Below are 24,312 nucleotides of genomic sequence, written 5' to 3' on the forward strand. Positions count from 1 at the left end.
ACCGTCCGCGAAGAGGGAGGTGGCGGGGCGTGCGAAGTCGACCCGGTGACCCGGATCGCCATAGGAAGTGTACGGGACGGCCCGGGTGCCGGGTGACGGCGCTGTCCACAACCGGCTGGTTGTCCACAGTTCCGGTTCATGATCCCCGCGGATCGGGGCGCTGCGGGACGGTTCTGCCATGCGACGCACCCCTGATCCGACCGTCCCGACCGACCTGCTGATTCCGGGCGCGGGCACCTGCCGCCGGAGGTCCGTGCCCCGGGTGCGGGAGGCGCTCGTGGTGGTGCTGGCGGCCCTGCTGGCGGTGGTGTGCGGCACAGCGGTCGGCTCGGTAGCCGCGGCCGGCACTCCGATGCCCACTCCCACGACAGTTCCCACGCCAACCCCCACACCCGTTCCCACGTCAACTCCCATGCCCGTTCCCTCCCCGGGTGCGCAGGCAGAGACGGAGCCGGGCCCAGCGCCGGGTGCGGAGACAAGGACGGAGCCGGGCCCCGGAAAGCCGCCCGGGGAAGGCGGTTCGGGCCCCGGGCCGGAAGGCGACCGGAGCTGGCCGCTTGCCGGGCGGCCCGCGGTCCTGCGGAACTGGGAGCCCCCGGCCGGTCCCTACGCGCGCGGCCACCGCGGGGTCGACCTGGCCGCTGAGCCGGGTGCGGCGGTGCTCGCCGCCGCCTCGGGCCGGGTCTCGTTCGCGGGGCGGGTGGCGGGACGCGGGGTGCTGGCGATCGAGCTGGCCGGCAGCGGTGATCCGCCGCTTCGGACCACGTACGAACCGGTCCGCGCGCTCGTGGCGAAGGGCGAGGAGGTGACGGCGGGGCAGGTGGTGGCGGTCGTGGAGACGGGGCCCTTCCACTGCACGGCGGGCTGTCTGCACTGGGGCCTGCGGCGCGGTGACGCGTATCTGAATCCGTTGTCGCTGCTGCCGCCGTCGCTGCTGCGACGGGGCCCGTCCCGGCTGCTCCCGGTGTTCGGAGTACCCGAACCCGCGCGCTCCGCCGGAAGGACCGGGGACGGGCTCGCCGCCCCCAGCGTTCTGCTCGCCGCCGCGATGCGGCGGCGTCAGCCCCGTGCGCCCTGGACGCCTCGAAGGATCATGGCGACGGCGGTGTCCGCGATCACGGCCGGCTCCTCGGCGACGGCCAGTTCGATACGCCGCACCGCGGCGTCCACCGACCCCTGGAGCAACATCGCCGCCAGCCTCGGCTGCGCGTGGCCGAGGTCGCCGAGCGCCTCGACGATCATGGCGATCAGCCCGCCGTGGGCGGCCCTGATCTTCTCGCGCGCCCCGGCGTCCAGCTCGCTCGCCGAAATGGCGACGACCGCCCGGTGGCGGCGGTCCCCGACCAGGTCGAGCTGCCGGCGCACATAGGCCTCGATCTTGCCCTCGGGCGTCGTGGCCTGCTCCATCGCGTTCTCGACCTCGGCCGCCCAGACGGGGAAGTCGACGGCGCACAGCTCTTCGACGACGGCCGCCCGGGAGCGGAAGTACTCATACACGGAGGACCTGGCGAGGCCCGTGCGTTCGGCGAGGGCGGGGAAGGTCAATGCTTCCGTACCTCCCTCGGACAGCAGGGAGCGTGCGGCGTCCAGGAGGGCGCCGCGCTGCATGGTCCGGTGCTCGGCCACCGAGGCCGCTCGAATCCTGGGCACGCGTCCACTCTACGGCGACCGGTGTTCGAGAGCGCGGGTGCGGCCCGGATCGATGTCCGAAGCAGCCACGGCCGGCGCCGGCCGCGAGCGGGGCTCAGCGTCCGGCGTCGGCCAGCTTGGCGCGCAGTTGCAGCACCGATTTGGTGTGGATCTGGCTGACCCGGCTCTCGGTGACCCCGAGGACATTGCCGATCTCGGCGAGGGTGAGGCCCTCGTAGTAGTAGAGCGTGACGACCGTCTTCTCACGCTCCGGGAGCGTGTTGATGGCTCGGGCCAGCAACCGTCTGAGCTCGCGGTCCTCGGCGACCTCCACCGGATTGTCGGCGGCGGTGTCCTCAAGGGTGTCCATCAGGCTGAGCCGGTCGCCGCCCTCGCCGCCGACATGCAGCAGCTCCTCCAGCGCGACCACGTTGGCCAGCGACAACTGGCTGAAAACGGCGTGGAGTTCCTCCAGCGCGATGCCCATCTCCGCCGCGACCTCCGGCTCGGAGGGGGTGCGTCGCAACTGCGCCTCCAGCGTGGCGTAGGCGCGTTCCACCGCCCGCGCCTTCTGACGCACCGAGCGCGGGATCCAGTCCAGTGCCCGGAGTTCGTCGATCATCGCGCCCCGGATGCGGGTGATCGCGTAGGTCTCGAACTTGATCGCGCGCTCGATGTCGAACTTCTCGATCGCGTCGATCAGTCCGAAGACCCCGGAGGAGACGAAGTCCGCCTGCTCGACATTGGAAGGCAGGCCCACGCTCACCCGGCCCGCGACGTACTTCACCAGCGGCGAGTAGTGCAGGATCAGCTGCTCCCGCAGCCGCTCGTCGCCGGTGGACTTGTACGAACGCCACAACTCGTCGAGCGAGGAAGGGGCGGGGGGCCGCACAGTGCCACGCGCAGCCGGTGGTACTGCCGCGCGGTCAGACCCGGAGGTGTGCTGGGGCATGTGGTGCCTTGAGCCGTTCTGCTGTGAAGTGCTGGGACGTTTGTCTGAGTCGGAACCCTTGTGAGCGTAGCGTGACCACGATGTCGCGGTCCGCGCAGGATAGAGGATCGGCGCTGTACGAATCCGGCCGATCCGACATGGTTGAGGTCCGGGGCCGTCGCTGTGCGCGTCGGCCCCGGAGGCGTCACCGAAGGATCCGCCGAGGTCATCGGCATCACCTTTTCACCCGAATGCCCCAGGTCAAGTACCGCCTCGCCGCGCGTCGCCATTGCAAGTCGGTCGCGGCGTCAACCGCCATCCATCGCCATCCCGTTCGACGAACCCCAGTGAGTGCAGTTCGTACAGCCTGCCGAGTGCTTCGTCGGTGCCGGTTCCGGCGGAACGGGCCACATCGCGCCCGCTCAGGGCACCCCGGTACGGCAGGGCGTCGAGGACTCTGGCGGAGACCTCGTCGAGCAGGTCCCTGGGGTGCACGGGGCCTCGTCTGGCCGGGGCCAGTTCACCGATGTCCCCCACCAGTTCGGCCACTTCGGCGGCATCGGTCACCAGCACGCCCTCTCCGCGCAGGAGTTCGTGGACCCCTGCCGACAGCCCGCTGGTGGCGGGCCCCGGCACACCCATGGTGAAGCGGCCGAGCCGCTGTGCGCAGCGCGCGGTGACGAGCGAGCCGCTGCGGTGTTCGGCCTCCACGACGACCGTCCCGCGCGTCAACGCGGCGATGACCCGGTTCCGGAGGATGAATCTGCTGCGGGTGGGATGATCGGACGGTGGTAATTCGCCGATGACGAGCCCCTGTTGCGCGATCCGTCCGATCAGCTCGGCGTGTCCCCGGGGGTAGGGGACGTCCACCCCGCAGGCCAGGACCGCCATCGTCGCCCCGCCGGCGGCGAGTGCGCCGCGGTGCGCCGCCCCGTCGACCCCGAACGCGGCTCCGGACACCACCACCCACCCCAGCTCCGCGAGTCCCGAACCGAGTCCGGCCGCCATGTGCGATCCGTACGGGGTGCAGGCGCGCGCTCCGACCACGGCGACCGAGCGCAGCGCCCAGAGCCGCAGATCGCGGGGGCCCCGCACCCACAGGCCGGTCGGTCTGGCGTCCGCGAGGTCGTCGAGCTGGCTGGGCCACTCCAGGTCCCCGGGGCAGATGAACCGCCCGCCGAGCGCGGCGACCGCCGAGAGGTCCCGTCCGGGATCGACGCTCTCGACGCGCAGCCGGTACCCGGCCAGCCGCTTCGGGGTCATTCCGGTCAGCTGCTCGGCGGTGCCGTCCCCCGCGGTGATCCGCCGTATCAGCTCGACCGCGCCGCACTCGCGCAGCCAGCGGCCGCCGCACTCGTCCCCCGGCTCGATGACGCGGGTCAGCGCGGCCCGCGCCAGCCGCTCCTGCCCGCTCACCACCGCCCCGGGCCCCGTTCCGTTCCCCTCCCCCGGGCCGTGTTCCGGGTCGGGTTCCGGGCTCTGCCCCTGCACGTCCCCCACCCGGTCCTGCCCCCTCCCCGGCCCGTCGTCCGCCCGCGGCTTCATGACGGCGTCCCGGCGTTCGTCAGGGCACCCCGTGGAATCCCGGTGCGCAGTTCCAGCGCCACCGCGATGTCGGAGGCGTCCGGGCGGTCGGCGCCGCGCAGATCGGCGACCGTCCACGCCACTCTGAGCACCCGGTCCAGGCCCCGCGCGGTGAGCAGGCCGCGTTCCATGTCCCGTTCGGCCTCCATGAGCGCGCCCGGGGCCGCGACCAGCCTGGTCCGCAGCTCATGGCCGGGCACTTCGCTGTTGGTGGACCACACGGTGCCCGCGAGCCGCTCCGCGGACCGCGCCCTGGCCTGCCGGACCCGGGCCGCCACCACGGCCGTCGACTCGCCCCGGCCGCCCTGCCCCATCAGGTCCTCACGCCTGACCGGGTCGACGAGCACCCGCAGGTCCACCCGGTCGAGCAGTGGCCCGGAGAGCCTCGCCTGGTATCGCCTGACCGCGGACGGCGGGCATTCGCAGCCGGCGCCGCTGAGGCTGTGCCGGCCGCACGGGCACGGATTGGCGGCCAGCATCATCAGAAACCTGGCGGGCAGCCGCACCACCCCGGCGCTCCGTGCCACCACCACATGCCCCGACTCCAGCGGCTGGCGCAGCGCGTCCAACGCCCGCACGGAGAATTCGGGCGCCTCGTCCAGAAAGAGAATTCCCCGGTGAGCCAGCGAGACCGCACCGGGCCTCGGCAGTCCGTTGCCCCCGCCGATCAGTGACTGCATCGTCGCCGAGTGGTGCGGTGCGCAGTAGGGCGGCCGGCTGACCAGCGGCTCCCCCGGCGGCAGGATGCCCGCCACCGAGTGCACCGCGGTCACCTCCAGGGATTCCTTCCTGGTCAGCTCCGGCAGGATGGCCGGCAGCCGCTCGGCCAGCATGGTCTTGCCTGCTCCCGGCGGCCCCGAGAGCAGGAGGTGGTGACCGCCCGCCGCGGCGACCTCCAGAGCCATGCGGGGCCGCTCCTGCCCCGCCACGTCCGCCAGATCCGGCAGATGTCCGTCGGCCTGCCCGGCGCGGGCGAGGCCGGTGCCGATGCCCGCGCCGGGCACCATCAGCCCGGCCAGCATGGTGTCGGGGCGCCCCTCGTCGTGTGCCTGCCGTTCGTCGGGCACCGGCTCGTCGCAGAGCACCGCGATCAGTTGCCGCAGGCTCCGAACCCCGAGGACGGAGACTCCGGGGACCAGCGCCGCCTCCCCCGCGGTCTGTTCCGGCACGACCACCTGCCGGTATCCGGCCTCCGCCGCGGCGAGCACGGCCGGCAGCACCCCGCGCACCGGCCGCACCCGGCCGTCGAGCCCCAGCTCACCGATCATCACCACATCGGCGACGGAAGCCGGATCGATCCGCTCGGCCGCCCCCAGCACCGCACAGGCGACGGCGAGATCGAACCCCGATCCGCCCTTCGGCACCGAGGCCGGCGACAGGCCGACCGTGAGCTTCTTCTGCGGCCACTCGGCCCCCGAGTTCACCACCGCGGCCCTGACCCGGTCACGGCTCTCCACCAGACTCTTGTCCGGCAGCCCCACCAGGGTGAACGCGGCCACCCCCGCCTCCAGGTCCGCCTGGACCTCCACCACCACACCCTCGACGCCGACCAGCGCCACCGAACACGCCCGCGCGAACCCCATCAGGCCACCCCCCGCGCATGCTCGGCGACCGGCGCTCCGCGCCTGGGCAGCACCACGCCGACCAGGTCGATCCGGACGCCGCCGGGCGGCGGTCCGCCGTGCCGGTCGGTCCAGATGCCGGCCAGCCGCCGCAGCCGCTCCGCCTTGACCGGCGTGACGCCCGCCATCGGATGCTCGAACGCGCCCGCCCTGCGGGTCTTCACCTCGCAGACCACGAGCGCGTCGCCGTCCATCGCGACGATGTCGATCTCACCGGCGCGACAGCGCCAGTTCCGTTCCAGTACGGACATGCCGGCCTCGGCCAGCAGCCGCACCGCCAGATCCTCGCCGTACCGCCCGAGTGCCCCCCGTGCGTTCATTTCGGCACCACCTCCGGGACCGACTCTGACGCGTCCGGTCCCGATCGGTGGATCTTGGTGGAAAACCCCGGGATTGTGGATATCCCGGCCACCCGTAGGTGCGAATCAAGAGCGGACCGAAGGCGGACCGCATCGGACCCGGGCGGACCGCACCGAACCAGGAGGCGAACCACATCGGGTCAAGGGGCGGATCGCCGCCCCCGGAGGGCTCAGCCGCCCGGGGGGGGCTCAGCCGCCCGGGAGTTCGAGATCGCTCTTGTTGAGCTCCTCGATGTTGACGTCCTTGAAGGTCAGCACCCGGACCTGCTTGACGAACCGCGCGGGCCGGTACATGTCCCACACCCAGGCGTCCGCCATCGATACTTCGAAAAACACCTCGCCCTGGACCGAGTGCACCTGCATCTCGTAGTCATTGGTGAGGTAGAAGCGCCGTTCGGTCTCGATCACATATTTGAACAGACCGACGACATCTCGGTACTCCCGGTAGAGCTTCAGCTCCATCTCGGTCTCGTACTTTTCGAGGTCCTCGGCGCTCATTGGCATGTTCCCCTTCAGCCGTGCGTCCCCCCATTGTGCGCCAGGCCCCCGGCCCCCCGGGCCCTTAGGCGGTTTCGGGGTCGAGAACCAATGGCGTACGCGGAGGACCCTCGTCGAGCAGCGTGCGCAGCAACTCGGCGAGCCTGGTCGGGTACACCGTCTCACGCGCCGCCGACAGTTCGGCGGAGGTCCACCACCTCAGACCCGCGACACTGCGTTGCTCCAGCCCGGTCTGCCCACTGGTATCGGTGGCGGTCTGCCTCGTACGGGCCAGGAAATACCACTCGTCCTGATCCCAGCGGCGCCCGTCGAACGGGAACGAGCACATCCGCTGCCAGAGCAGCGGCCCCAGCTCGACCTCGGTGATCCCGGTCTCCTCCGCCAGCTCGCGCAGCGCGGCCTCCTCCCGGGTCTCGTCGCCCTCCACGCCGCCGCCCGGGGTGAACCACCAGGTGCTCGCCGGATCCGCCGGTTCGAAGCCGTGCACCAGCAGGATCCGGTCCTCGGGGTCCAGGAGGATCACGCGAGCGACCTTCCGCTTCTCAGTGCGCACCGGCGGGCACCCTTCCGCCCTTGTCCCGCGACGCCCGCGAAACCCGTGCGGCGATCGGGCCGTACGCCGCACCGCCCAGGATCAGCACCACGCCCACGAGCACCGCCGCGAGCTGCAACCTCAGCGGTCCGGTCGCCGACACCCCGCCGGGGAGGGCGGCGAAGGCCTCCGGACGCTCGATCATGCCGTTCATCGGCCAGGCGATGGCGTCCACCCTGGCCTGTACCGCGTCGCGGGGGACGGAGCCCTGGCCGGCGTCGTCCAGGTGCACCCGGGAGTCCAGCGACGCGCTGCGCTCGTCGCCCAGCAGGAAGAGCTGCCCCTTGGGCACCTCCGCCGTGAAGTTCTCCGCCGAGGCGAGGCCCTTGGTGTGCAGATACGGTTCGTCAATGGGCTGGCCGTTGACCGTGAGCCGGCCGCCCTTCCCGCAGCAGGCGATCTTGTCGCCGCCGACCCCGACGACCCGCTTCACCATCGGCATGTCGCCCCACACCGGATCGGTGAAGACCACCACGTCGCCGCGGCGCACCTCGCTGCCGTCGATGCGCTGCGCGAGCACCCGGTCGCCGGCGTTCACCGTCGGTGTCATCGACCCGGTCGGCACCGTGTACGGCTTGTAGACCACCGCCCCCCAGGCGAACCCGCCGAGGAAGAGCACACAGCCGACGGCCACGGCCAGCCCCGACAGCATGCTGCCGAGACGGCCGTGGCCGTCACCCGTACGTCCTTGTCCGCTCATCCCAGCGTCCCCCACTCCGGAGATCGACAATCGCTGATCCGAGTGGGCACCCTACCCGGCGGTACGCCCGCCGGTCAGCCTCCTGCGGCGCCACAGTACGAGAGGCAGCGCACCCGCGATACCGACGGCTCCCGGGGCCAGGCCCGCCGCCGCGCTGATCCCCGGCTGGTCGAAGGTGTCCGGGACCGCCAGCGTCGCCCAGCGGTTCATCGGCCAGGCCACGACCACGGCGCGCCCCACGACGTCCTTGACGGGCACGAAGCCCTTGGTCGCCTCGTCCGTGTGGTACCGCGAGTCCAGGGAGTTCTGCCGGTGGTCGCCCATCACCCAGATCTTGCCCTCGGGCACCTTGAAGGGCCCGAAGGGCTTGTCGTCACAGGCCGTGTTGCCGGGGAAGATGTACGGCTCGTCGAGCGCCTTCCCGTTGACCTTGACCGGACCGCCCTTGGCGCACTCCACGGTGTCGCCGCCGACCGCGATCGTCCGCTTGATCAGGTCCTTCTCCTTGGACGACGGCATCAGACCGATGAAGCTCAGGAAGTCCTGCACCACGTTCGACTCGGGGGTCGGTTCCCCGGCGAGCCAGTTGTCCGGGTCGTGGAAGACGACGACCTCGCCGCGCTCGGGCTCCGAGCCGAACCACGGGGTCAGCTTGTCCACCAGCACCCGGTCACCCCGCTGGAGCGTGTTCTGCATCGAGTCCGAGGGGATCGAGAACGCCTGCACCAGGAACGTCTTGATCAGCAGCGCGAGCACCAGGGCGACGACGATCAGCAGGGGCAGCTCCTTCCAGAAGGGGCGCTGCTTCCTCGCCGCCTTCTTGCCGTCCCCGTCCGGAGCCCGATCGTCCTCGGACGCGTCCGGATCCGGCACCCCTCCCACCGGAGCGACCGCCGGACCTCCCACCGGACCGGCCGCGGAATCCACCGCCGGTTCGACGGCAGGATCGGCGGACCGGTCGGGCTCCTTCGCGGAGTCTCCCTGTCCAGGTCGTGCACCGGCAGCCACGTCACTCACATCCAGTCCTCACTATGCGCCCCCGCCTTCTCCAGGACCCCGTCCGTTCAAAGGCCCACTGCCCCGAACAACGAGCGGGAGTTCCTGAGGCCCATGAAGAACACCCGGCGAGCGTCCCGCAACTATCCGATCTTGCCGTTTCCTCGGTCACAACGCCATCGCTCTGCCACGACGTCATCGTTCAGCCCCGCCGAACCTGTGCGGCCCGATGGATCATGACGGGACGTCAGTCACGTCCGCCGCTCGGAGGACAGCCGGATCCGCCTGCGCCAGAGCACGACCGGCACGGCCCCGGCGATACCGATCGCACCGGGCGCCATGGCCATCACGGCGTCAAGGCCCGGCTGGTCGAAGGTCTTCGGGATCGGCAGCGTCGCCCAGCGGTTGATCGGCCACGCCACGACGAAGGCCCGGCCGACGACCTCGTCGTTGGAGACCGTGCCGTTGCCCGGAAGTTCCTGGTGGTAGCGGGAGTCGCGGGAGTCCTGGCGGTGGTCGCCCATCACCCAGATCCGGCCCTCGGGCACCTTGATCGGGCCGAACGGCTCGTCGTTGCACGCCGTGTTGCCGGGGAAGATGAACGACTGGTCGTCCAGGGCCTTGCCGTTGACCACGACGGGGCCGTTCTCCTTGCACTCCACCGTGTCGCCACCGATGGCGATGACCCGCTTGATCAGGTCCTTCTCCTCGGCGGACGGCATCAGTCCGATGAAGCTGAGGAACTTCTGGACCACGTTCGGGTGGACCTCCTCGGTGTCGTCCAGCCAGCCGCCCGGGTCGTGGAAGACGACGACCTCGCCGCGCTCGGGCTCCGAGCCGAACCACGGGGTCAGCTTGTCCACCAGCACCCGGTCGCCCCGCTGGAGCGTGTTCTGCATCGAGTCCGAGGGGATCGAGAACGCCTGCACCAGGAACGTCTTGATCAGCAGCGCGAGCACCAGGGCGATGACGATCAGCAGGGGCAGCTCCTTCCAGAAGGAGCGCTGCTTCTTCATGGCCTTGCCGCCGCCGTCCGGAGTGGCGCCGTCACTCCCCGCGCGGCCCGCCGTCCCGGCGGACTCGGCATGCCCCGCATGGTCCGGCCGGTCCTCGGGCTCCTCGTGTCCGGATCGTGCGCCGACGGCCAAATCCCCCACATCCACTCCTCACTCCGTGCCACGCCTGCGTCCCAGCCGGTGCAGGCCCACCACTCCCATAACGAGCGGGAGTTCCGCAGGGGTCGGGAGAGGGATCATTCCGTTGAGATCCCGGGACGACACACTATTCGACCGGGCCGTCGCGCCGGCTGTCCCGGCGCGCGCGTCAGGCACCGAGCCGAACGTCGCCGGCTCCTCCAGTTTCCGCCAGTGACCGACCGGCCAGGCGATCACCACGGCCCGTCCGACGACCTCGTCCTCGGACACGGTGCCGTGTTCCGGCTCGTCCAGGTGATAGCGCGAGTCGGCCGAGTCGGACCGGTGGTCCCCCATCACGAAGATCCGGCCCTCCGGAACCTTTACCTCGAATTTGATGAGGGAGGGAGGATTCCCGGGATAGAGATAGGGCTCGTCGAGAGGTACGCCGTTGACGGTGACCCGGCCGTCCTTGCCGCAGCACTTCACCGTGTCGCCACCGACCGCGATCACCCGTTTGATCAGATCCTGTTCGTCGTCGGAGGGCAGCAGCCCGATGAAGGTCAGCGTCTCCTTCACCTGCTTGACGACGACGGGCGGTTCCTTCTTGTCTACGTTCTCCTGCTTCAGCCAGCCGCCCGGGTCCTTGAAGACGACGACATCGCCGCGCTGCGGCCGGGATCCGAACCAGGGCGTCAGCTTGTCCACGAGCACCCGGTCACCGATCCGGATGGTCTGCTCCATCGACCCGGACGGGATCACGAAGGCCTGCACCAGGAACGTCTTGAGCACCAGCGCGAGAACCAGTGCCACGACGATCAGCAGCGGGATCTCCCCCACCGCGGCCCCGCGCCGCCGCCGCTTGACCTTGCGGGCCAGCTTCCGCCGCGCCGCTCTGGTGGGCAGCGAGCCGGTGGCCGTCGGCTCCGTCCCGGGCTCCGACCCGCGGCGCCCGAGGCCGCGGTTACCCATGGCCCCCGCCCGGCGGCCCCACGGCGGCGAAGGCGGCGCTGTCCGGCAGCGAGCCCAGCCTGCTCGGCGGCCAGCCGATCCAGTCCACCCTGCCGATCACCATGTCGACCGGGACCATGCCACCGCCCGGCTCGCCCAGGTGGTCACGCGAGTCGCGGGAGTTGCTGCGGTGGTCGCCCATCATCCACAGCTTGCCGTCGGGCACGACGATGTCGAAGCGGACCTGGGAGGGAGCGTCCCCGGGATGCAGATAGTTCTCGACGACGGGCCGGCCGTTCACTTCGATCCGGTCCTCCTCGTCGCAGCAGACCACCCGGTCGCCGCCCACTCCCACCACCCGCTTCACGTAGTCGGTCTCGGCGGGCTCGGCCAGGCCCAGGGAGGCGGCCACCGAGTGCATCAGACCGGTGACGGGGTTCTTCGGCGGAGGCTCCTGGACGAACGATCCGGTGCCGTCGAAGACCACCACGTCGCCGCGCTGAGGCAGGGAGCCGGAGCCGTAGGCCAGCTTGTTCACCAGCACCCGGTCCCCCACCCGCAGCGTGGGCTCCATCGAGCCGCTGGGGATCAGGAAGGGCTGCACCACGTAGTTGCTCAGGAGCAGCACGAAGACCGCGCAGGCGGCCCCGAGCGCGGCGGTCCGCCGCCAGGAGATCGCGGCGGTCGGGAGTTCCGGGATACGCGAGGAGCGCGACCCCTCCTCCGGCGCCTTTGCGGGTGCGGAGGAGCGGTCGCGCTCCGAGGGCTTTGCTTCCGTGTCCATCGGGGCCAGAGCCTATCCGGCCGACCTGTGGACCTGGGAGTCAGCTCAGTTGTCGCGCTTCTCCTTGATCTTCGCGGCCTTGCCGCGGAGCTCACGGAGGTAGTACAGCTTGGCGCGGCGGACGTCACCGCGGGTGACGAGCTCGATCTTCTCGAAGATCGGGCTGTGCACCGGGAAGGTGCGCTCGACGCCGACGCTGAAGGAGACCTTGCGGACCGTGAAGGTCTCGCTGACGCCCGCACCCTGGCGGCGGATGACTACGCCCTTGAACTGCTGGATACGGGAGCGGTTGCCCTCGATCACTCGGACGTGGACGTTGACGGTGTCACCGGCGCGGAACGACGGGAGGTCGGTGCGCAGCGATGCGGCGTTGACGCCATCGAGCAGGGAAGCCATGTTGTCTGCTTTCTTCGCCGATGCCACAGGTCATCGACGGGAGATAGTGAGAGATGGGGTGCTGATCGCGTCGGGCGGACGTCGTTCCCCCTGTGGCAGGGGCGTACGCCGGACGTACAGCAGCGGCCTATTCTTCCACGGCCGCGGGCCTGCGCCAAAATCGGCCGCCGGGCTCCGGTGACCAGCCGAGGATCGAGAGCATCTCGCGGTCCTTCTTGTCGAACCCCTCGGCCTCGCAGCGCTCGATCAGATCGGGCCGGTTGACGGCGGTACGGCGGAACGCCTCGTCCCGGCGCCAGCGGGCGATCCGCCCGTGGTGACCGCTGAGCAGCACTTCCGGGATGCCCCGGCCGCGCCACTCGGGCGGCTTGGTGTAGACGGGCCCTTCCAGCAGGTTGGCCATCGCGCCGGGGGCGAAGGAGTCGTCCCGGTGCGATTCGGCGTTGCCGAGCACTCCGGGCAGCAGCCGGGCGACCGCCTCGGTGATCACCAGTACCGCGGCCTCGCCGCCGGCCAGCACGTAGTCCCCGATGGACACCTCGACGACCGGCATCCGGGTGGCGTACTCCTCCGTCACCCGCCGGTCGATGCCCTCGTAGCGGGCCGGGGTGAAGATCAGCCACGGCCGCTCGGAGAGCTCGACGGCCAGCTCCTGGGTGAACGGGCGGCCGCTGGGGGTGGGCACCACCAGCACCGGGGAGTGCGCCCCGGCCTCGTACCCGCCCGCCAGGGCGTCGTCCAGCGCCTCGCCCCACGGTTCGGTCTTCATGACCATGCCGGGGCCGCCGCCGTACGGGGTGTCGTCTACCGTGTTGTGCCGGTCGTACGTCCAGTCGCGCAGGTCGTGCACATGGACGTCGAGGCGGCCGCGGGCGCGGGCCTTGCCGACGAGGGAGACGTTCAGTGGTTCCAGGTACTCCGGGAAGATCGTGACGACGTCGAGGCGCATCAGTCGTCCTTCCCGGCCGCGGGAGCCCCGTCGCCGCCCTCTTCGCCGCCTTCTTCCCCGTCCCGGGCGGAGGCGATCACGGCCTGGTCCTCGTCGATCAGGCCGGGCGGCGGGGCGATCACCGCGCGCTGCTCCGCCAGGTCGATCTCGGTGACGATCTCCTCGACGAACGGGATCATCACCTCGCTGCCGTCCGGCCGCTCGACGATGAAGAGGTCCTGGGACGGCAGATGCGTGATCTCGGTGATCCGGCCGATCTCGGTACCGTCGGCGAGGACCACATCGAGGTCCATCAGCTGGTGGTCGTAGAACTCCTCGGGGTCCTCGGGGAGTTCCGCCGGGTCGACGTCGGCGATCAGCAGCGTGTTGCGCAGGGCCTCGGCGGCCGTGCGGTCGCGCACGCCCTCGAAGCGCAGCAGCAGCCGTCCGCTGTGCACCCGGCCGGTCTCGATCGTCAGCGGTCCGGCGCCGGCCGGTTCGGTGGCGAGCACGGCCCCGGGCCCGAGCCGCAACTCCGGCTCGTCCGTACGGACCTCGACGGTGACCTCGCCCTTGATGCCATGGGCCCGGCCGATCCGCGCGACTACCAACTGCACCTTGTGTCTCTCCTGTCATACGACGACGGGCCGGGGTGGGCGCATGGCCCTCCCCGGCCCGTGCCGGTGTTCAACTCTGTCAGCGAACCTGATCCACATCGACGAGGTCGACGCGGATGCCACGGCCGCCGATGGCGCCCACGACGGTACGCAGTGCGCGAGCGGTGCGGCCGTTGCGGCCGATCACCTTGCCGAGGTCGTCGGGGTGGACCCGGACCTCCAGCACGCGACCACGGCGCAGGTTGCGCGAGGCGACCTGCACATCGTCAGGGTTGTCGACGATGCCCTTCACGAGGTGCTCGAGAGCCTCCTCGAGCATGCTCAGGCCTCGGTCGACTCGGCGGGCGCAGCCGCGTCAGCAGCCTCGTCCGCCTTCTTGTCGGACTTCTTCGCCTTCTGCGTGATGGCCTCGCCCTTGGACTCGTCGCCGCCGTCCTTGGTCAGGGCCTCGAACAGGGCGCGCTTGTCGGCCTTGGGCTCCGGCTGCAGCAGCGGCGCGGGGGCCGGGAGGCCCTTGTGCGCCTGCCAGTCACCGGTGAGCTTCAGGATCGCGAGAACCGGCTCGGTCGGCTGGGCGCCGACGGACAGCCAGTACTGCGCACGCTCCGAGTTGACCTCGATGCGCGAGGGGTTCTGCACCGGGTGGTACAGACCGATCTCCTCGATGGCCCGGCCGTCACGGCGGGTACGGGAGTCGGCGACGACGATGCGGTAGTGAGGCGAACGGATCTTGCCCAGACGCTTCAGCTTGATCTTGACTGCCACGGAAGTGGTGTCTCCTGGTCTATGACGTGGGTGGGCACAACGAAGATGCCACGTGGGGTTGCGGTACTCGGGTGCCCGATGGACGCGTCAGCCGGAGGAGAGAGGGGTCCTATGCGACTGTCGAGTACAGCTAGCCATTGTGCCACACCGCGCCGGGTCACCCCACCGCGACCACTGCTTCCGGGATACGGAAGGGCTTCCCGCATCCTCCGCAGACGATCGGCGCCTGTGCCAGGACCGACGGGACGACCCGCACATTGCGGCCGCAGTCGCAGACGGCCTTGACGCGGACGCCCCCGCCGGAGGAGCCGTGCCGGGCGGCGGGCCCGCGGAAGGAACGCTTGGTGTCGGCGGCGGTGGCGACCGTGTGCGCCTTGAGGGCGCGCTGCAGCCGCTCGATCGTCGGACGGTAGCGGCGCTTGGCCTCGGGGTTGAGCGCGACCAGCGAGAAGCCACTGCTGGGGTGGGGCTCCTCGGCGTGGTCGAGGCCCAGCTCCTCGGCGATCGCGAGGAATCTGCGGTTGTGGTAGCGGCCGGCGCGCGAAGTGTCGCGGACGCCTCGCGCGGCGGCGATGCCGTGGACTGCCTCATGGAGCAGTCGCTCGAAGGAGAGTTCGGCGCCGCAGGCGGACGAGGACTCTCCGATCAGGGACTCGGGCGCGGCTAGATCCGGCAGCTCGGGGTGGTACCGCTGAATGTCGGCCCACGCCTGTGCCAGCTCTGCGGCAAGTACAGGTGGTGTCGTGCTCACGTCGTGACAACGAGCGCGAGTGCCCCGGTGTTCCGATTCCGGGCCATCCCAAATAATTTGCACGTACCAGTCAGTTGCCCTTGCATGCGCCCCGACGAGGGCGGGTGCGCAGATCTGCGGAGAAGCCTCACAGCTCGCACCAAGGTGGTACGTAGCGACGCGTACGCCCGGACGCGTAGGCGGCCACCGTACGCCGAGGGCCCGGGTGGCCGGGGTGGCGGGTGGGGCGTCAGTAGGCGCGTGCCACCAGGGCGACATTACCGGGCTCGTCGTCCGCCCCGGGCACCGACCCGTCCCCGGCGACCAGACACCGTACGGACACCCCGTGCTCCGCGAGCCGGGCCTCGCCCGCCGGGCCGAGCGCCGACCAGGCGATGCGCGCCCAGCCGCCCGCGGCCGCCGCCTCCACGGCCTCCGCCACCGTCGTCACGTCGCTGGTGGCCGACTCGCGGCGGCTCCGGGACTCCCGCAGCAGCGCCGCCTGGTCCTCCTCCAGGAGGGCCGGGAGCAGCGCGGGCAGGGCCTCGACGGGGACCGGCTCCTTCCCGCCGGGAATGCGCCGGGCCAGCGTCGCGGTGCCGCTCGCCAGATCGCGCGGGCCGATCTCGATCCGCACCGGCACCCCCTTCAGCTCCCAGTCGACCGCACGGCGGCCGAACGGGGTGTCGGTGCGGTCGTCGGTCCCGGTCCTGACCCCCGCCGCGCGCAGCCGCTCCGCGACGGTCCGGACCGCGTCCAGGACGGCCGCGTCCTCCTTGACCGCGAGAACGACCGCCTGGACGGGGGCGAGCCGCGGCGGGACGCGGAGCCCGTGGTCGTCTCCGTGGGCCATGATCAGACCGCCGACCATCCGGGTCGAGGAGCCCCAGGAGGTCTGCCGCACGAGCTCCTGCCGCCCGTCCCGGGACAGATAGCGGGTGTGGAACGCCTTGGCGAAATTGGTGCCGAGCTCGTGGCTCGTACCCATCTGGAGGGCCTTGCCGTCCCGCATCATCGCTTCGAGGGTGAGCGTGTTGACGGCCCCGGCGAACCGCTCGGCCGGGGTCTTGCGGCCGAGGACGACATCGATGCCCAGCACGTTGACCATGAAGTCCGCGTAGACCTCGCGGTGGATGTACGCGGCGAAGTCCCGGGCCTCCTCGTCGGTGGCATGGGCGGTGTGGCCCTCCTGCCAGAGGAATTCCGTCGTACGGAGGAAGATCCGCGGGCGCATCTCCCAGCGCACCACGTTGGCCCACTGGTTGATCAGGAGCGGCAGATCGCGGTAGCTCTGCACCCACTTCGAGAAGTACTCGTTCACGATCGTCTCGGAGGTCGGCCGCACCACCACGGGCTCTTCGAGCTCTTTCCCGCCGCCGTGGGTGACCGTCGCGAGCTCCGGCGCGAAGCCCTCGACGTGCTCGGCCTCGCGTGTCAGGTAAGACTGGGGGATGAGGAGCGGGAAGTAGGCGTTCCGGGCGCCCGCCTGTTTGATACGGGCATCCATCTCCTGCTGCATCCGCTCCCACAGGCTGTATCCGTACGGCCGGATGACCATGGTGCCGCGCACCGGGCCGTTGTCCGCGAGTTCGGCCTTGTTGATCAGATCCTGGTACCAGCGGGGAAAGTCCTCGGCCTGGGGCGTGAGAACGGGTGCCTTTGCCATGGCGCGCATCGTACGGCGACACCGCCCACCGCACGGGGCGACGGACCCCGGTGCCGCGGGCCTTCCCCACGGACACGTCACCGCCCCGCGCAACCATTGCCATCGCACCCCTGGACGAGGACGCGGACGCGCAGTTCTCTGACATACGGGGAGCGGGAGCACACACAGCGGGGGCATCCACTCGGGCACTACCGATCGGACACGGCCGACCTCTCGGCGGATTGGGGCGCTTTCCATGACACCCACGCTCGTCCGGCACCACAGCCACGCGGAAACGTCCACCCGGACGGACTCCGGCGACCGTGCCCGGGACTGGGCCGAGATCCAGGAGCGGATGCTGGCACCGCTGTACGAAGCGGTGTACGAGCGGCTCGAAGTGGGATCCGGTACCCGGCTGCTCTCCCTGGGCTGCGGCTCCGGTCTCGCGCTGCTGATCGCGGCCGCCCGGGGCGCGCGCGTCACCGGCGTGGACACCGACCTCGAACGTCTGGCGCTCGCCCGGACCCGGCTGCTGCCCGATCCGGGCAGCGCCGCCGCTCCCCCGGCCGGGCACCCGCGGCTCCTGGAGGGTGATCCGTCCGGGGCCCGGCCGTCCGACGGGATGCCGTACAACCTGATCACCGCGTTCACCCCGATCGGCTGCTCGTCCGACGACGGCGAGGGGCTGGTGGCCGAGCTGCGGTCCTCGGTTCCGCTGGCCGCGCGGGGCAGCACCGTGGTGCTCACCGGCTGGGGTCCGCCGGAGCGCTGTGCGACGGCGCCGGTGCTGCGGGTGGCGGGGCGGCTCTCCGACCGGGACCGGGCCCCCCGGGACGGCGACTGGCGGCCGTCGGGCCGGGACGACCTGGAGGAGCTGGCCTTCCGGGCCGGGCTGAATCCCGACGGCTCGGGCCGGGTGGCGTGCCCCTTCGGGTACGCGGACCCGGACAGCGCGGTACGGGGGCTGCTCTCCACCCGGCTCTTCGACGCGGCGGTCCGGGCGACGGACCGTACCCAGGTGGAGAAGGAGGTCGCGCAGGCGCTCCGCCCGCACCGCCGCCGGGACGGCACGGTCTGGATGCCGAACGTCTTCCGCTATCTCGTGTGCACCACCTGAACGGCCGCGGTGGCCGTCACTTCGCCAGCCGGGTGATGCCGGCCGCCCGGTACGCCTCGGCCTCGTCCAGCGTCTCGTTCGCGAGGAGCGCGGCGGAGAGCGAGTCCAGCCGGTCCCGGTTCTCGCGCAGCAGCCGGCAGGCCACCTCGTAGCACTCGTCGACGATCCGCCGCATCTCGCCGTCCACCGCGTCGAGCGTGGCGGGGGCCGCCGACAGTCCGTACGCCTGCTGGGCGTCGCTCGGGATCGCCGTCAGTCTGCCCACCTTGTGGCTCATGCCCCAGCGGCCGACCATGCCGCGGGCCAGGTTGGTGACCTGTTCCAGATCGCTCTCCGCGCCGGTGGTGATCACGCCGAAGACCACCTGTTCGGCCGCCATGCCGCCGAGCGCCCCGACGATGCGGCCGCGCAGGTACTCCTCGGTGTACGCGTACTTGTCGGCGTCCGGCGTCGAGAGCGTGACGCCCAGCGCGCGGCCGCGCGGCACGATGGTGACCTTGCGGACCGGGTCGGCGCCCGGCTGGACCATGCCCAGCAGGGCGTGGCCGCTCTCGTGGTACGCGGTCCTGCGGCGTTCCTCGTCGGACATGACCAGTGAGCGTTCGGCGCCGAGCTGGACCTTTTCCAGGGCGTCCGAGAAGTCGGGCTGGGTGACCTCGGACTGCCGGCGCTTGACCGCCAGGAGCGCGGCCTCGTTGGCCAGGTTGGCGAGGTCCGCGCCGGTCATGCCGGGCGTCGTGCCGGCCACCTGTGCCAGGTTCACATCGGGGGCGAGCGGGATCTGCCGGGTGTGGATCTCCAGGATCGCCTCCCGGCCGCTCCGGTCCGGCGGGCTGACCTGCACGATCCGGTCGAAGCGGCCGGGCCGGGTGAGGGCGGGGTCGAGCACGTCGGCGCGGTTGGTGGCGGCGAGCACGACGACGCCCTCCGAACCGGAGAAGCCGTCCATCTCGGTGAGGATCTGGTTGAGGGTCTGCTCGCGCTCGTCGTGGCCGCCCATGCCGGAGCCGCCGCCGCGGGCCCGGCCGATGGTGTCGATCTCGTCGATGAAGACGATGGCGGGGGCGACCTTGCGCGCCTCGGCGAACAGTTCCCGGACCCGGCTCGCGCCGACGCCGACGATCATCTCGATGAACTCGGAGGCCGACGCCGAGAAGAACGGCACCCCGGCCTCACCGGCGACGGCCCGGGCCAGCAGGGTCTTGCCGGTGCCGGGCGGCCCCGCGAGCAGCACCCCGCCGGGCATCCGGGCGCCCATCTTCCGGTAGGCCTGCGGGTTCTTCAGGAAGTCCACGACGTCGTTGAGCTCGCCCTCGACCTCGTCGATCCCGGCCACGTCCTTGAAGGTGGTGCGCTTGCCGTCCTCCAGTTCGACGGGCTTGGGCGGGGCCTTGCGGCCGAAGCCGCCCATCCCGCCGCCCATGCCCCTGGACATCCGCCGGGCGATGAACACCCAGAGCACGACGAGCAGCAGCATGGGTGCGAGGGAGATCAGCAGGTTGGCGAGGAAGCTGCGCTGCTGGACGACCGGCTCGGCGGTGACCGTGACGTCGTCCTTGACCAGTTCGGCCCAGAGGTTGTCGTCCGCGAAGGCCGGGCGCTGGGTTTCGAACTTGGTGTACTTGTCGTCGCTCCCCGGGACCTTCGCCTCCTTCTTGAGCTGCCCCTGGATGGCGTCGCCCTTGGAGTAGATCTTGGAGACATTGCCCGCGGTGACCTGCTTGCTGAACTCCGTGTACGCGATCGTCCGCTGCTCCTCCCCGTTGAAGAAGGAGAGCACCAGGTTGGCGATCAGATAGACGGCGAGCGCGGTCAGCAGCAGTCCGCCCCAGCCTCCGGGCATCTTCCGGCCGGGCGGCTGGGGCGGTGGGGCACCCTCGGAGCGCCACGGCTGATCGGTCCGGTCGCGGGGCGGTACGGGGTTGGTCACGCGCGCTCCTCTGCCGACTGCCGTTGAGGCGACAGTAAGGGAGGAAGGCGGACAAAGCCCTCCCAGGGCCTGCCCGATGGGCCCTTGGAGGGACGGCGTACGACAGCCGTGGCGAACCCGGGCCTGCCCGGCCCGGGTCCATCCGGTCCGGGTTCAGCCAGACCGGGTTCAGCCAGACCGGGTTCAGCCGGTCCGGGTTCAGCCCATGAACTTCTTGAACTCGTCCGGCAGCTCGAAGTTCTTGTCGTCCTGCGCGGGCAGACCGAACGCGCCACCCTGCGCCGCCTGCTCGCGACGGGCGGCAGCGGCCTGCTCCTCGGCCTTGCGCTTCATCGGGTTACCGCTCTTGCGCTTGCCCTTGGCCTGCTTGACCTGCTTCTTCTGCCGACCGGGGCCACCGCCCATGCCCGGCATCCCGGGCATCCCCGGCATGCCGCCGCCCTGGGCCATCTTCGACATCATCTTGCGCGCGTCGAAGAACCGCTCCACCAGGTTCTTCACCGCGCTGACCTCGACACCGGAACCCTTGGCGATACGGGCCCGGCGCGAGCCGTTGATGATCGTCGGTTCGGCGCGCTCCTTCGGGGTCATCGACTTGATGATCGCGGCGGTGCGGTCCACGTCGCGCTCGTCGATGTTGTTGATCTGGTCCTTGATCTGCCCCATGCCGGGCAGCATGCCGAGCAGCTTGGAGATGGAGCCCATCTTCCTGACCTGCTCCATCTGGGCCAGGAAGTCGTCGAGCGTGAAGTCCTTGCCCTTGCTGGACGCCAGCTTGGAGGCCATTTTGGCGGCCTCTTCCTGGCTGAAGGTCTTCTCCGCCTGCTCGATCAGGGTGAGCAGGTCACCCATGTCGAGGATGCGGGATGCCATCCGGTCGGGGTGGAAGGCGTCGAACTCGTCGAGCTTCTCACCGTTCGACGCGAACATGATCTGCTTGCCCGTGACATGGGCGATCGACAGCGCCGCACCACCGCGGGCGTCACCGTCGAGCTTGGAGAGCACCACGCCGTCGAAGCCGACGCCGTCGCGGAAGGCCTCGGCGGTGTTGACCGCGTCCTGGCCGATCATCGCGTCGACGACGAAGAGGATCTCGTCGGGGCTGACGGCGTCGCGGATGTCCGCGGCCTGCTGCATCAGCTCCTGGTCGATACCGAGGCGGCCCGCGGTGTCGACGACGACCACGTCGTACTGCTTGGACCGGGCGAACTCGATCGAGTCCTTGGCGACCTGGACCGGGTCGCCGACCCCGTTGCCCGGCTCGGGCGCGTACACCGCGACACCGGCGCGGTCGGCGACGACGCTGAGCTGGTTGACGGCGTTGGGGCGCTGGAGGTCACAGGCGACGAGCAGCGGGGAGTGGCCCTGGCCCTTGAGCCAGAGGCCGAGCTTTCCGGCGAGGGTGGTCTTACCGGCACCCTGGAGACCGGCGAGCATGATCACGGTGGGCGCGGTCTTGGCGAACCGCAGCCGCCGGGTCTCGCCGCCGAGGATGGAGACGAGCTCCTCGTTGACGATCTTGACGACCTGCTGGGCCGGGTTCAGCGCCTGGGAGACCTCGACGCCGCGCGCCCGCTCCTTGACGTTGGCGATGAAGGCGCGGACCACCGGCAGCGCGACGTCCGCTTCGAGCAGGGCGATACGGATCTCGCGAGCCGTGGCGTCGATGTCCGCCTCGGACAAGCGGCCCTTGCCCCTGAGGTTCTTGAAAGTCGCGGCAAGGCGGTCGGAGAGAGTATCGAACACGGCGCTCGTCGGTCCTCAGGGTCGGGGGCAAACAGGATTCGGTACCCCAGGGTATCCGGCTCGGCAGAAACGATGACCCCCTGCCCGGCAAATCCCGGGGCGGACCACCCGCGCACGGTTCCCGCGTCACGCCCGGAGCGCGGTCTCCACCGCGTCCGCCACCGCGAGCGCCCGTTCCCCGGGCAGCGGCTTCCCGTCGGTGTCCGTGACGTAGAAGGCGTCCACCGCGTTCGCCCCCAGGGTCGACGCATGGGCGCTGCGCACCCGTACCCCGCTCTGCTCCAGCGCCCGGCCGATCCGGTGCAGCAGCCCCGGGGCGTCCTGGGCCCGCACCTCGATCACCGTCGCCAGCCGGGAGCCGGCCGCCGCGACGGTCACCCTGGGCGGCGGGGCCTTCACCCCGCGGCGGCGCGGGTAGGCGGCCTCGCGCTCGGCGAGCCGGGCCCGGATGTCCAGGGAGCCGTCCAGGGCGCGTACGAGGTCGGCGCGGAGCCGGGCGGCCTGCGGCAGGGAGCCGTACTCGGCCGCGACCCGCCAGCTGAGCAGCAGCACGTCCGCGGGGCCGCCCAGCCGGGTGGGCAGTTCCACGGCGCGCAGGTCGGCGGCACGCACGGTGAGGCGGTGCAGGGCGAGGACGCCCGCCGCCGCGGGCAGCACGCCGGGCCGGTCGGGCAGGGCGATGTGCAGCTCGACGCCGACGGGTTCCGGTTCGCCGTCCTCGTCCGGGGCCCCGGCCTGGGCGCGCAGGGCGAGGACCGGGCCGCCGGTGCGCAGGGCCTCGATCGCGAGGCGTTCCTGTTCGGCGCCGGGTGCGGCGGGTTCCGGTTCCTGGGGGGCCTGACCGGCGAGCACGGCGGCGACACGTCCCACCAGGTCGCCGACCAGGGAGGCGCGCCAGGAGGACCAGGCGGCGGGCCCGGTGGCGAGCGCGTCGGCCTCGGTGAGCACGTGCAGGAGTTCCAGGGTGGTGGCGGAGCCGACGGCGGTGGCGACGGAGCGGACGGTCGCCGGGTCGTCGAGGTCGCGCCGGGTGGCGGTCTCGACGAGCAGCAGATGGTGGCGTACGAGAGTGGCGATGATGCCCACGTCGTGCTGGTCGAAGCCGATCCGGGCGGCCGTGTCCCGGGCGATGACCTCACCGGCCGCGGAGTGGTCGCCGGGCCAGCCCTTGCCGATGTCGTGCAGCAGCGCGGCGACCAGGAGCAGATCGGGGCGGCCGACGCGGCGGGTGAGGGCGCCGGCGCGGACGGCCGCTTCGACGAGGTGACGGTCGACGGTCCAGGTGTGGACGGGGTTGCGCTGGGGGCGGCAGCGGACGCGTTCCCAGTCCGGGAGCAGCCGGGTGATGAGCCCTTCGGCTTCGAGCGCCTCCCAGACGGGGACGGTGGCCTCGCCCGCGCCGAGGAGGGTGACGAATTCCTCGCGGGCCTCGGCGGGCCAGGGCACCGGCAGCGGCTGCGCGGCGGTGGCGAGCCGGCGTACGACGTGGCGGGAGAGCGGGAGCTCGGACTGGGCTGCCGCGGCGGCGGCGCGCAGCGTCAGGACGGGGTCGCGTTCGGGGCGGGCGGTGCGGGCGAGGACCACTTCGCCGTCGGCCTCGACGACGCCCTCGGCGAGCGGGGTCCGTTCCGGGGCGGACGCCCTGCCGCCGCCGAGGAGCGCGCGCAGCCTGGGGCGCACGGACCGGGCGCGCAGGACCCGGTCGACCTCGCGCCAGGTGATGTCGGTGGCGTACGAGATGGTGCGGGCGGCCTCGTAGACCTGGCGGAGCAGGGCGTCCGCGTCGAGGAGTCCGAGGGCGTCCGCGACCTGGTCCTGTTCCTGGAGGGCGAGGCGGTCGGTGGCGCGGCCGGTGGTGAGGTGGAGGGCGTCCCGGGCGTCGGACAGGACGCGGCGGGCGTCGGCGAGCCCTTCGCGGGGGGCGTCGGCGACCCAGGACGCGGCTACGGCGCGCAGTGCGGTGGCGTCCCGCAGTCCGCCGCGGGCCTCCTTGAGGTCGGGTTCGAGGAGGAATTGCAGCTCGCCCTGGCGTTCGGCGCGTTCGCGGCAGAGTTCGTGGAGTGCGGGCAGGCGTTTGGGGGCCTGGTTGCGCCAGTCGGCGAGGATCGCGGTGCGCATCGCGGCGACGAGCCCGAGGTCCCCGGCGACGGGCCGGGCGTCGAGCAGTCCGAGCTGGACCTTGAGGTCCTCGGCCGCGGTCCCGCGCGCCTCGGCGGGGCTGCGCACCGAGTGGTCGAGGGCGAGGCCGAGGTCCCAGACGGGATACCAGACCCGGTCGGCGAGGGCGGCGACGGACGCGGGGTCGGTGTTCCCGTCGTGCAGGAGCAGCAGGTCGAGGTCGCTGCGCGGGGAGAGCTCCCCGCGTCCGTAGCCGCCGACGGCGACGAGGGCGGCACCGTGGACGCCGGTCTCCGCGGCCGCGGTGGTGAACAGCGCGGTGAGCCAGTCGTCGGTGAGCGAGGCGAGGGCCGCACGGCGCGGCGGCCCGGACCGCGCCTCCTCCTGGAGAAGGCGCAGCCGGGCCGCCGCGTAGCCGCCGGGTTCCGGGTCTGCGGATCCGGTGGTGGTCTCGGTGCTCGTCACCCGGCTGCCTTTCGTTTCGGGACCGTCGGTGTTCCGGGACCGTCGGCCTTCGGGACCGCCGGTCTTCGGAGCCATC

22 protein-coding genes and 2 pseudogenes are annotated in these 24,312 nt (G+C 71.5%); 2 read left to right on the plus strand and 22 right to left on the minus strand.

Annotation, left to right across the window (positions count from 1 at the left end):
• Positions 1–412: 412 nt before the first annotated feature.
• Positions 413–991: pseudogene (locus ACGF8B_RS35950) on the plus strand (murein hydrolase activator EnvC family protein); the annotation flags it as partial.
• 68 nt (positions 992–1,059) lie between these two features.
• Here ACGF8B_RS35950 and ACGF8B_RS35955 read toward each other — a convergent pair.
• The 19 genes and pseudogenes from ACGF8B_RS35955 to proS all read right to left on the minus strand — a co-directional run bounded on the left by ACGF8B_RS35955 (position 1,060) and on the right by proS (position 16,881).
• Positions 1,060–1,626: a TetR/AcrR family transcriptional regulator gene (locus ACGF8B_RS35955; RefSeq protein WP_266499825.1), complete on the minus strand. Its 567-nt coding sequence runs from the start codon at positions 1,624–1,626 to the stop codon at positions 1,060–1,062.
• Positions 1,627–1,744: 118 nt separating this feature from the next.
• Positions 1,745–2,581: an RNA polymerase sigma factor WhiG gene (gene whiG, locus ACGF8B_RS35960; RefSeq protein ID WP_093899085.1), complete on the minus strand. Its 837-nt coding sequence runs from the start codon at positions 2,579–2,581 to the stop codon at positions 1,745–1,747.
• Positions 2,582–2,821: 240 nt separating this feature from the next.
• A complete protein-coding gene (gene dprA, locus ACGF8B_RS35965) occupies positions 2,822–4,105 on the minus strand; it encodes a DNA-processing protein DprA (protein WP_392746521.1) in 1,284 nt (427 codons plus the stop codon).
• The gene (locus ACGF8B_RS35970) at positions 4,102–5,727 is read right to left on the minus strand and encodes a YifB family Mg chelatase-like AAA ATPase (RefSeq protein ID WP_392746523.1); all 1,626 of its coding nucleotides are present in this window, start codon (positions 5,725–5,727) and stop codon (positions 4,102–4,104) included. The genes dprA and ACGF8B_RS35970 overlap by 4 nt, the downstream gene beginning before the upstream one ends.
• The gene (locus tag ACGF8B_RS35975; RefSeq protein ID WP_392746525.1) at positions 5,727–6,086 is read right to left on the minus strand and encodes a YraN family protein; all 360 of its coding nucleotides are present in this window, start codon (positions 6,084–6,086) and stop codon (positions 5,727–5,729) included. The genes ACGF8B_RS35970 and ACGF8B_RS35975 overlap by 1 nt, the downstream gene beginning before the upstream one ends.
• A gap of 228 nt (positions 6,087–6,314) precedes the next feature.
• Complete coding sequence (locus ACGF8B_RS35980; protein WP_003965949.1) at positions 6,315–6,623, minus strand: DUF2469 domain-containing protein; 309 nt, start codon at positions 6,621–6,623, stop codon at positions 6,315–6,317.
• 64 nt (positions 6,624–6,687) lie between these two features.
• Complete coding sequence (locus ACGF8B_RS35985) at positions 6,688–7,176, minus strand: NUDIX hydrolase (protein ID WP_392746527.1); 489 nt, start codon at positions 7,174–7,176, stop codon at positions 6,688–6,690.
• Complete coding sequence (gene lepB / locus ACGF8B_RS35990) at positions 7,166–7,915, minus strand: signal peptidase I (RefSeq protein WP_392746529.1); 750 nt, start codon at positions 7,913–7,915, stop codon at positions 7,166–7,168. The genes ACGF8B_RS35985 and lepB (ACGF8B_RS35990) overlap by 11 nt, the downstream gene beginning before the upstream one ends.
• 51 nt (positions 7,916–7,966) lie before the next feature.
• Positions 7,967–8,923, minus strand: coding sequence for a signal peptidase I (gene lepB, locus ACGF8B_RS35995; protein WP_392746695.1), 957 nt, complete (start codon positions 8,921–8,923; stop codon positions 7,967–7,969).
• A 239-nt stretch (positions 8,924–9,162) separates the two neighbouring features.
• Entirely contained in the window at positions 9,163–10,059 is an 897-nt protein-coding gene (gene lepB, locus ACGF8B_RS36000) for a signal peptidase I (RefSeq protein WP_392746697.1), read from the minus strand.
• Positions 9,959–11,016 (minus strand): annotated as a pseudogene (gene lepB / locus ACGF8B_RS36005) (signal peptidase I). Before lepB (ACGF8B_RS36005) ends, lepB (ACGF8B_RS36000) begins: the two are co-directional and overlap by 101 nt.
• Complete coding sequence (gene lepB / locus ACGF8B_RS36010; protein WP_392746531.1) at positions 11,009–11,779, minus strand: signal peptidase I; 771 nt, start codon at positions 11,777–11,779, stop codon at positions 11,009–11,011. The pseudogene lepB (ACGF8B_RS36005) and the gene lepB (ACGF8B_RS36010) overlap by 8 nt, the downstream one beginning before the upstream one ends.
• Positions 11,780–11,824: 45 nt before the next feature.
• Positions 11,825–12,175, minus strand: a complete 351-nt coding sequence (gene rplS, locus ACGF8B_RS36015; protein ID WP_392746533.1) for a 50S ribosomal protein L19 — start codon at positions 12,173–12,175, stop codon at positions 11,825–11,827.
• A gap of 127 nt (positions 12,176–12,302) precedes the next feature.
• On the minus strand, positions 12,303–13,124 hold the full coding sequence (gene trmD, locus ACGF8B_RS36020) for a tRNA (guanosine(37)-N1)-methyltransferase TrmD (protein WP_392746535.1): 822 nt from the start codon (positions 13,122–13,124) through the stop codon (positions 12,303–12,305).
• Positions 13,124–13,720 (minus strand): ribosome maturation factor RimM, encoded by a 597-nt coding sequence (rimM, locus tag ACGF8B_RS36025; RefSeq protein ID WP_392746537.1) that lies wholly within the window; start codon positions 13,718–13,720, stop codon positions 13,124–13,126. The genes trmD and rimM overlap by 1 nt, the downstream gene beginning before the upstream one ends.
• Before the next feature lie 79 nt (positions 13,721–13,799).
• Positions 13,800–14,039, minus strand: a complete 240-nt coding sequence (locus ACGF8B_RS36030; protein WP_005311361.1) for an RNA-binding protein — start codon at positions 14,037–14,039, stop codon at positions 13,800–13,802.
• A 2-nt stretch (positions 14,040–14,041) separates the two neighbouring features.
• Positions 14,042–14,485: a 30S ribosomal protein S16 gene (gene rpsP, locus ACGF8B_RS36035; protein WP_072487234.1), complete on the minus strand. Its 444-nt coding sequence runs from the start codon at positions 14,483–14,485 to the stop codon at positions 14,042–14,044.
• 157 nt (positions 14,486–14,642) lie between these two features.
• Positions 14,643–15,236, minus strand: a complete 594-nt coding sequence (locus tag ACGF8B_RS36040) for a hypothetical protein (protein WP_124716133.1) — start codon at positions 15,234–15,236, stop codon at positions 14,643–14,645.
• Positions 15,237–15,465: 229 nt separating this feature from the next.
• On the minus strand, positions 15,466–16,881 hold the full coding sequence (proS, locus tag ACGF8B_RS36045; protein WP_392746538.1) for a proline--tRNA ligase: 1,416 nt from the start codon (positions 16,879–16,881) through the stop codon (positions 15,466–15,468).
• 235 nt (positions 16,882–17,116) lie between these two features.
• On the opposite strand from proS, the gene ACGF8B_RS36050 reads away from it, so the two are divergent.
• The gene (locus ACGF8B_RS36050) at positions 17,117–17,977 is read left to right on the plus strand and encodes a class I SAM-dependent methyltransferase (protein WP_392746540.1); all 861 of its coding nucleotides are present in this window, start codon (positions 17,117–17,119) and stop codon (positions 17,975–17,977) included.
• A gap of 16 nt (positions 17,978–17,993) precedes the next feature.
• Here the strand turns inward: ACGF8B_RS36050 and ftsH are convergent, their stop codons facing one another.
• From ftsH to ACGF8B_RS36065, 3 genes are all read right to left on the minus strand, one after another.
• On the minus strand, positions 17,994–19,907 hold the full coding sequence (gene ftsH / locus ACGF8B_RS36055; RefSeq protein ID WP_384759617.1) for an ATP-dependent zinc metalloprotease FtsH: 1,914 nt from the start codon (positions 19,905–19,907) through the stop codon (positions 17,994–17,996).
• A gap of 198 nt (positions 19,908–20,105) precedes the next feature.
• Positions 20,106–21,653: a signal recognition particle protein gene (gene ffh / locus ACGF8B_RS36060; RefSeq protein WP_392746542.1), complete on the minus strand. Its 1,548-nt coding sequence runs from the start codon at positions 21,651–21,653 to the stop codon at positions 20,106–20,108.
• 126 nt (positions 21,654–21,779) lie between these two features.
• Complete coding sequence (locus tag ACGF8B_RS36065; RefSeq protein ID WP_392746543.1) at positions 21,780–24,236, minus strand: [protein-PII] uridylyltransferase; 2,457 nt, start codon at positions 24,234–24,236, stop codon at positions 21,780–21,782.
• Positions 24,237–24,312 lie beyond the last annotated feature (76 nt).

The organism is Streptomyces sp. NPDC047917, assembly GCF_043204345.1.
GTDB lineage: Bacteria > Actinomycetota > Actinomycetes > Streptomycetales > Streptomycetaceae > Streptomyces > Streptomyces sanglieri.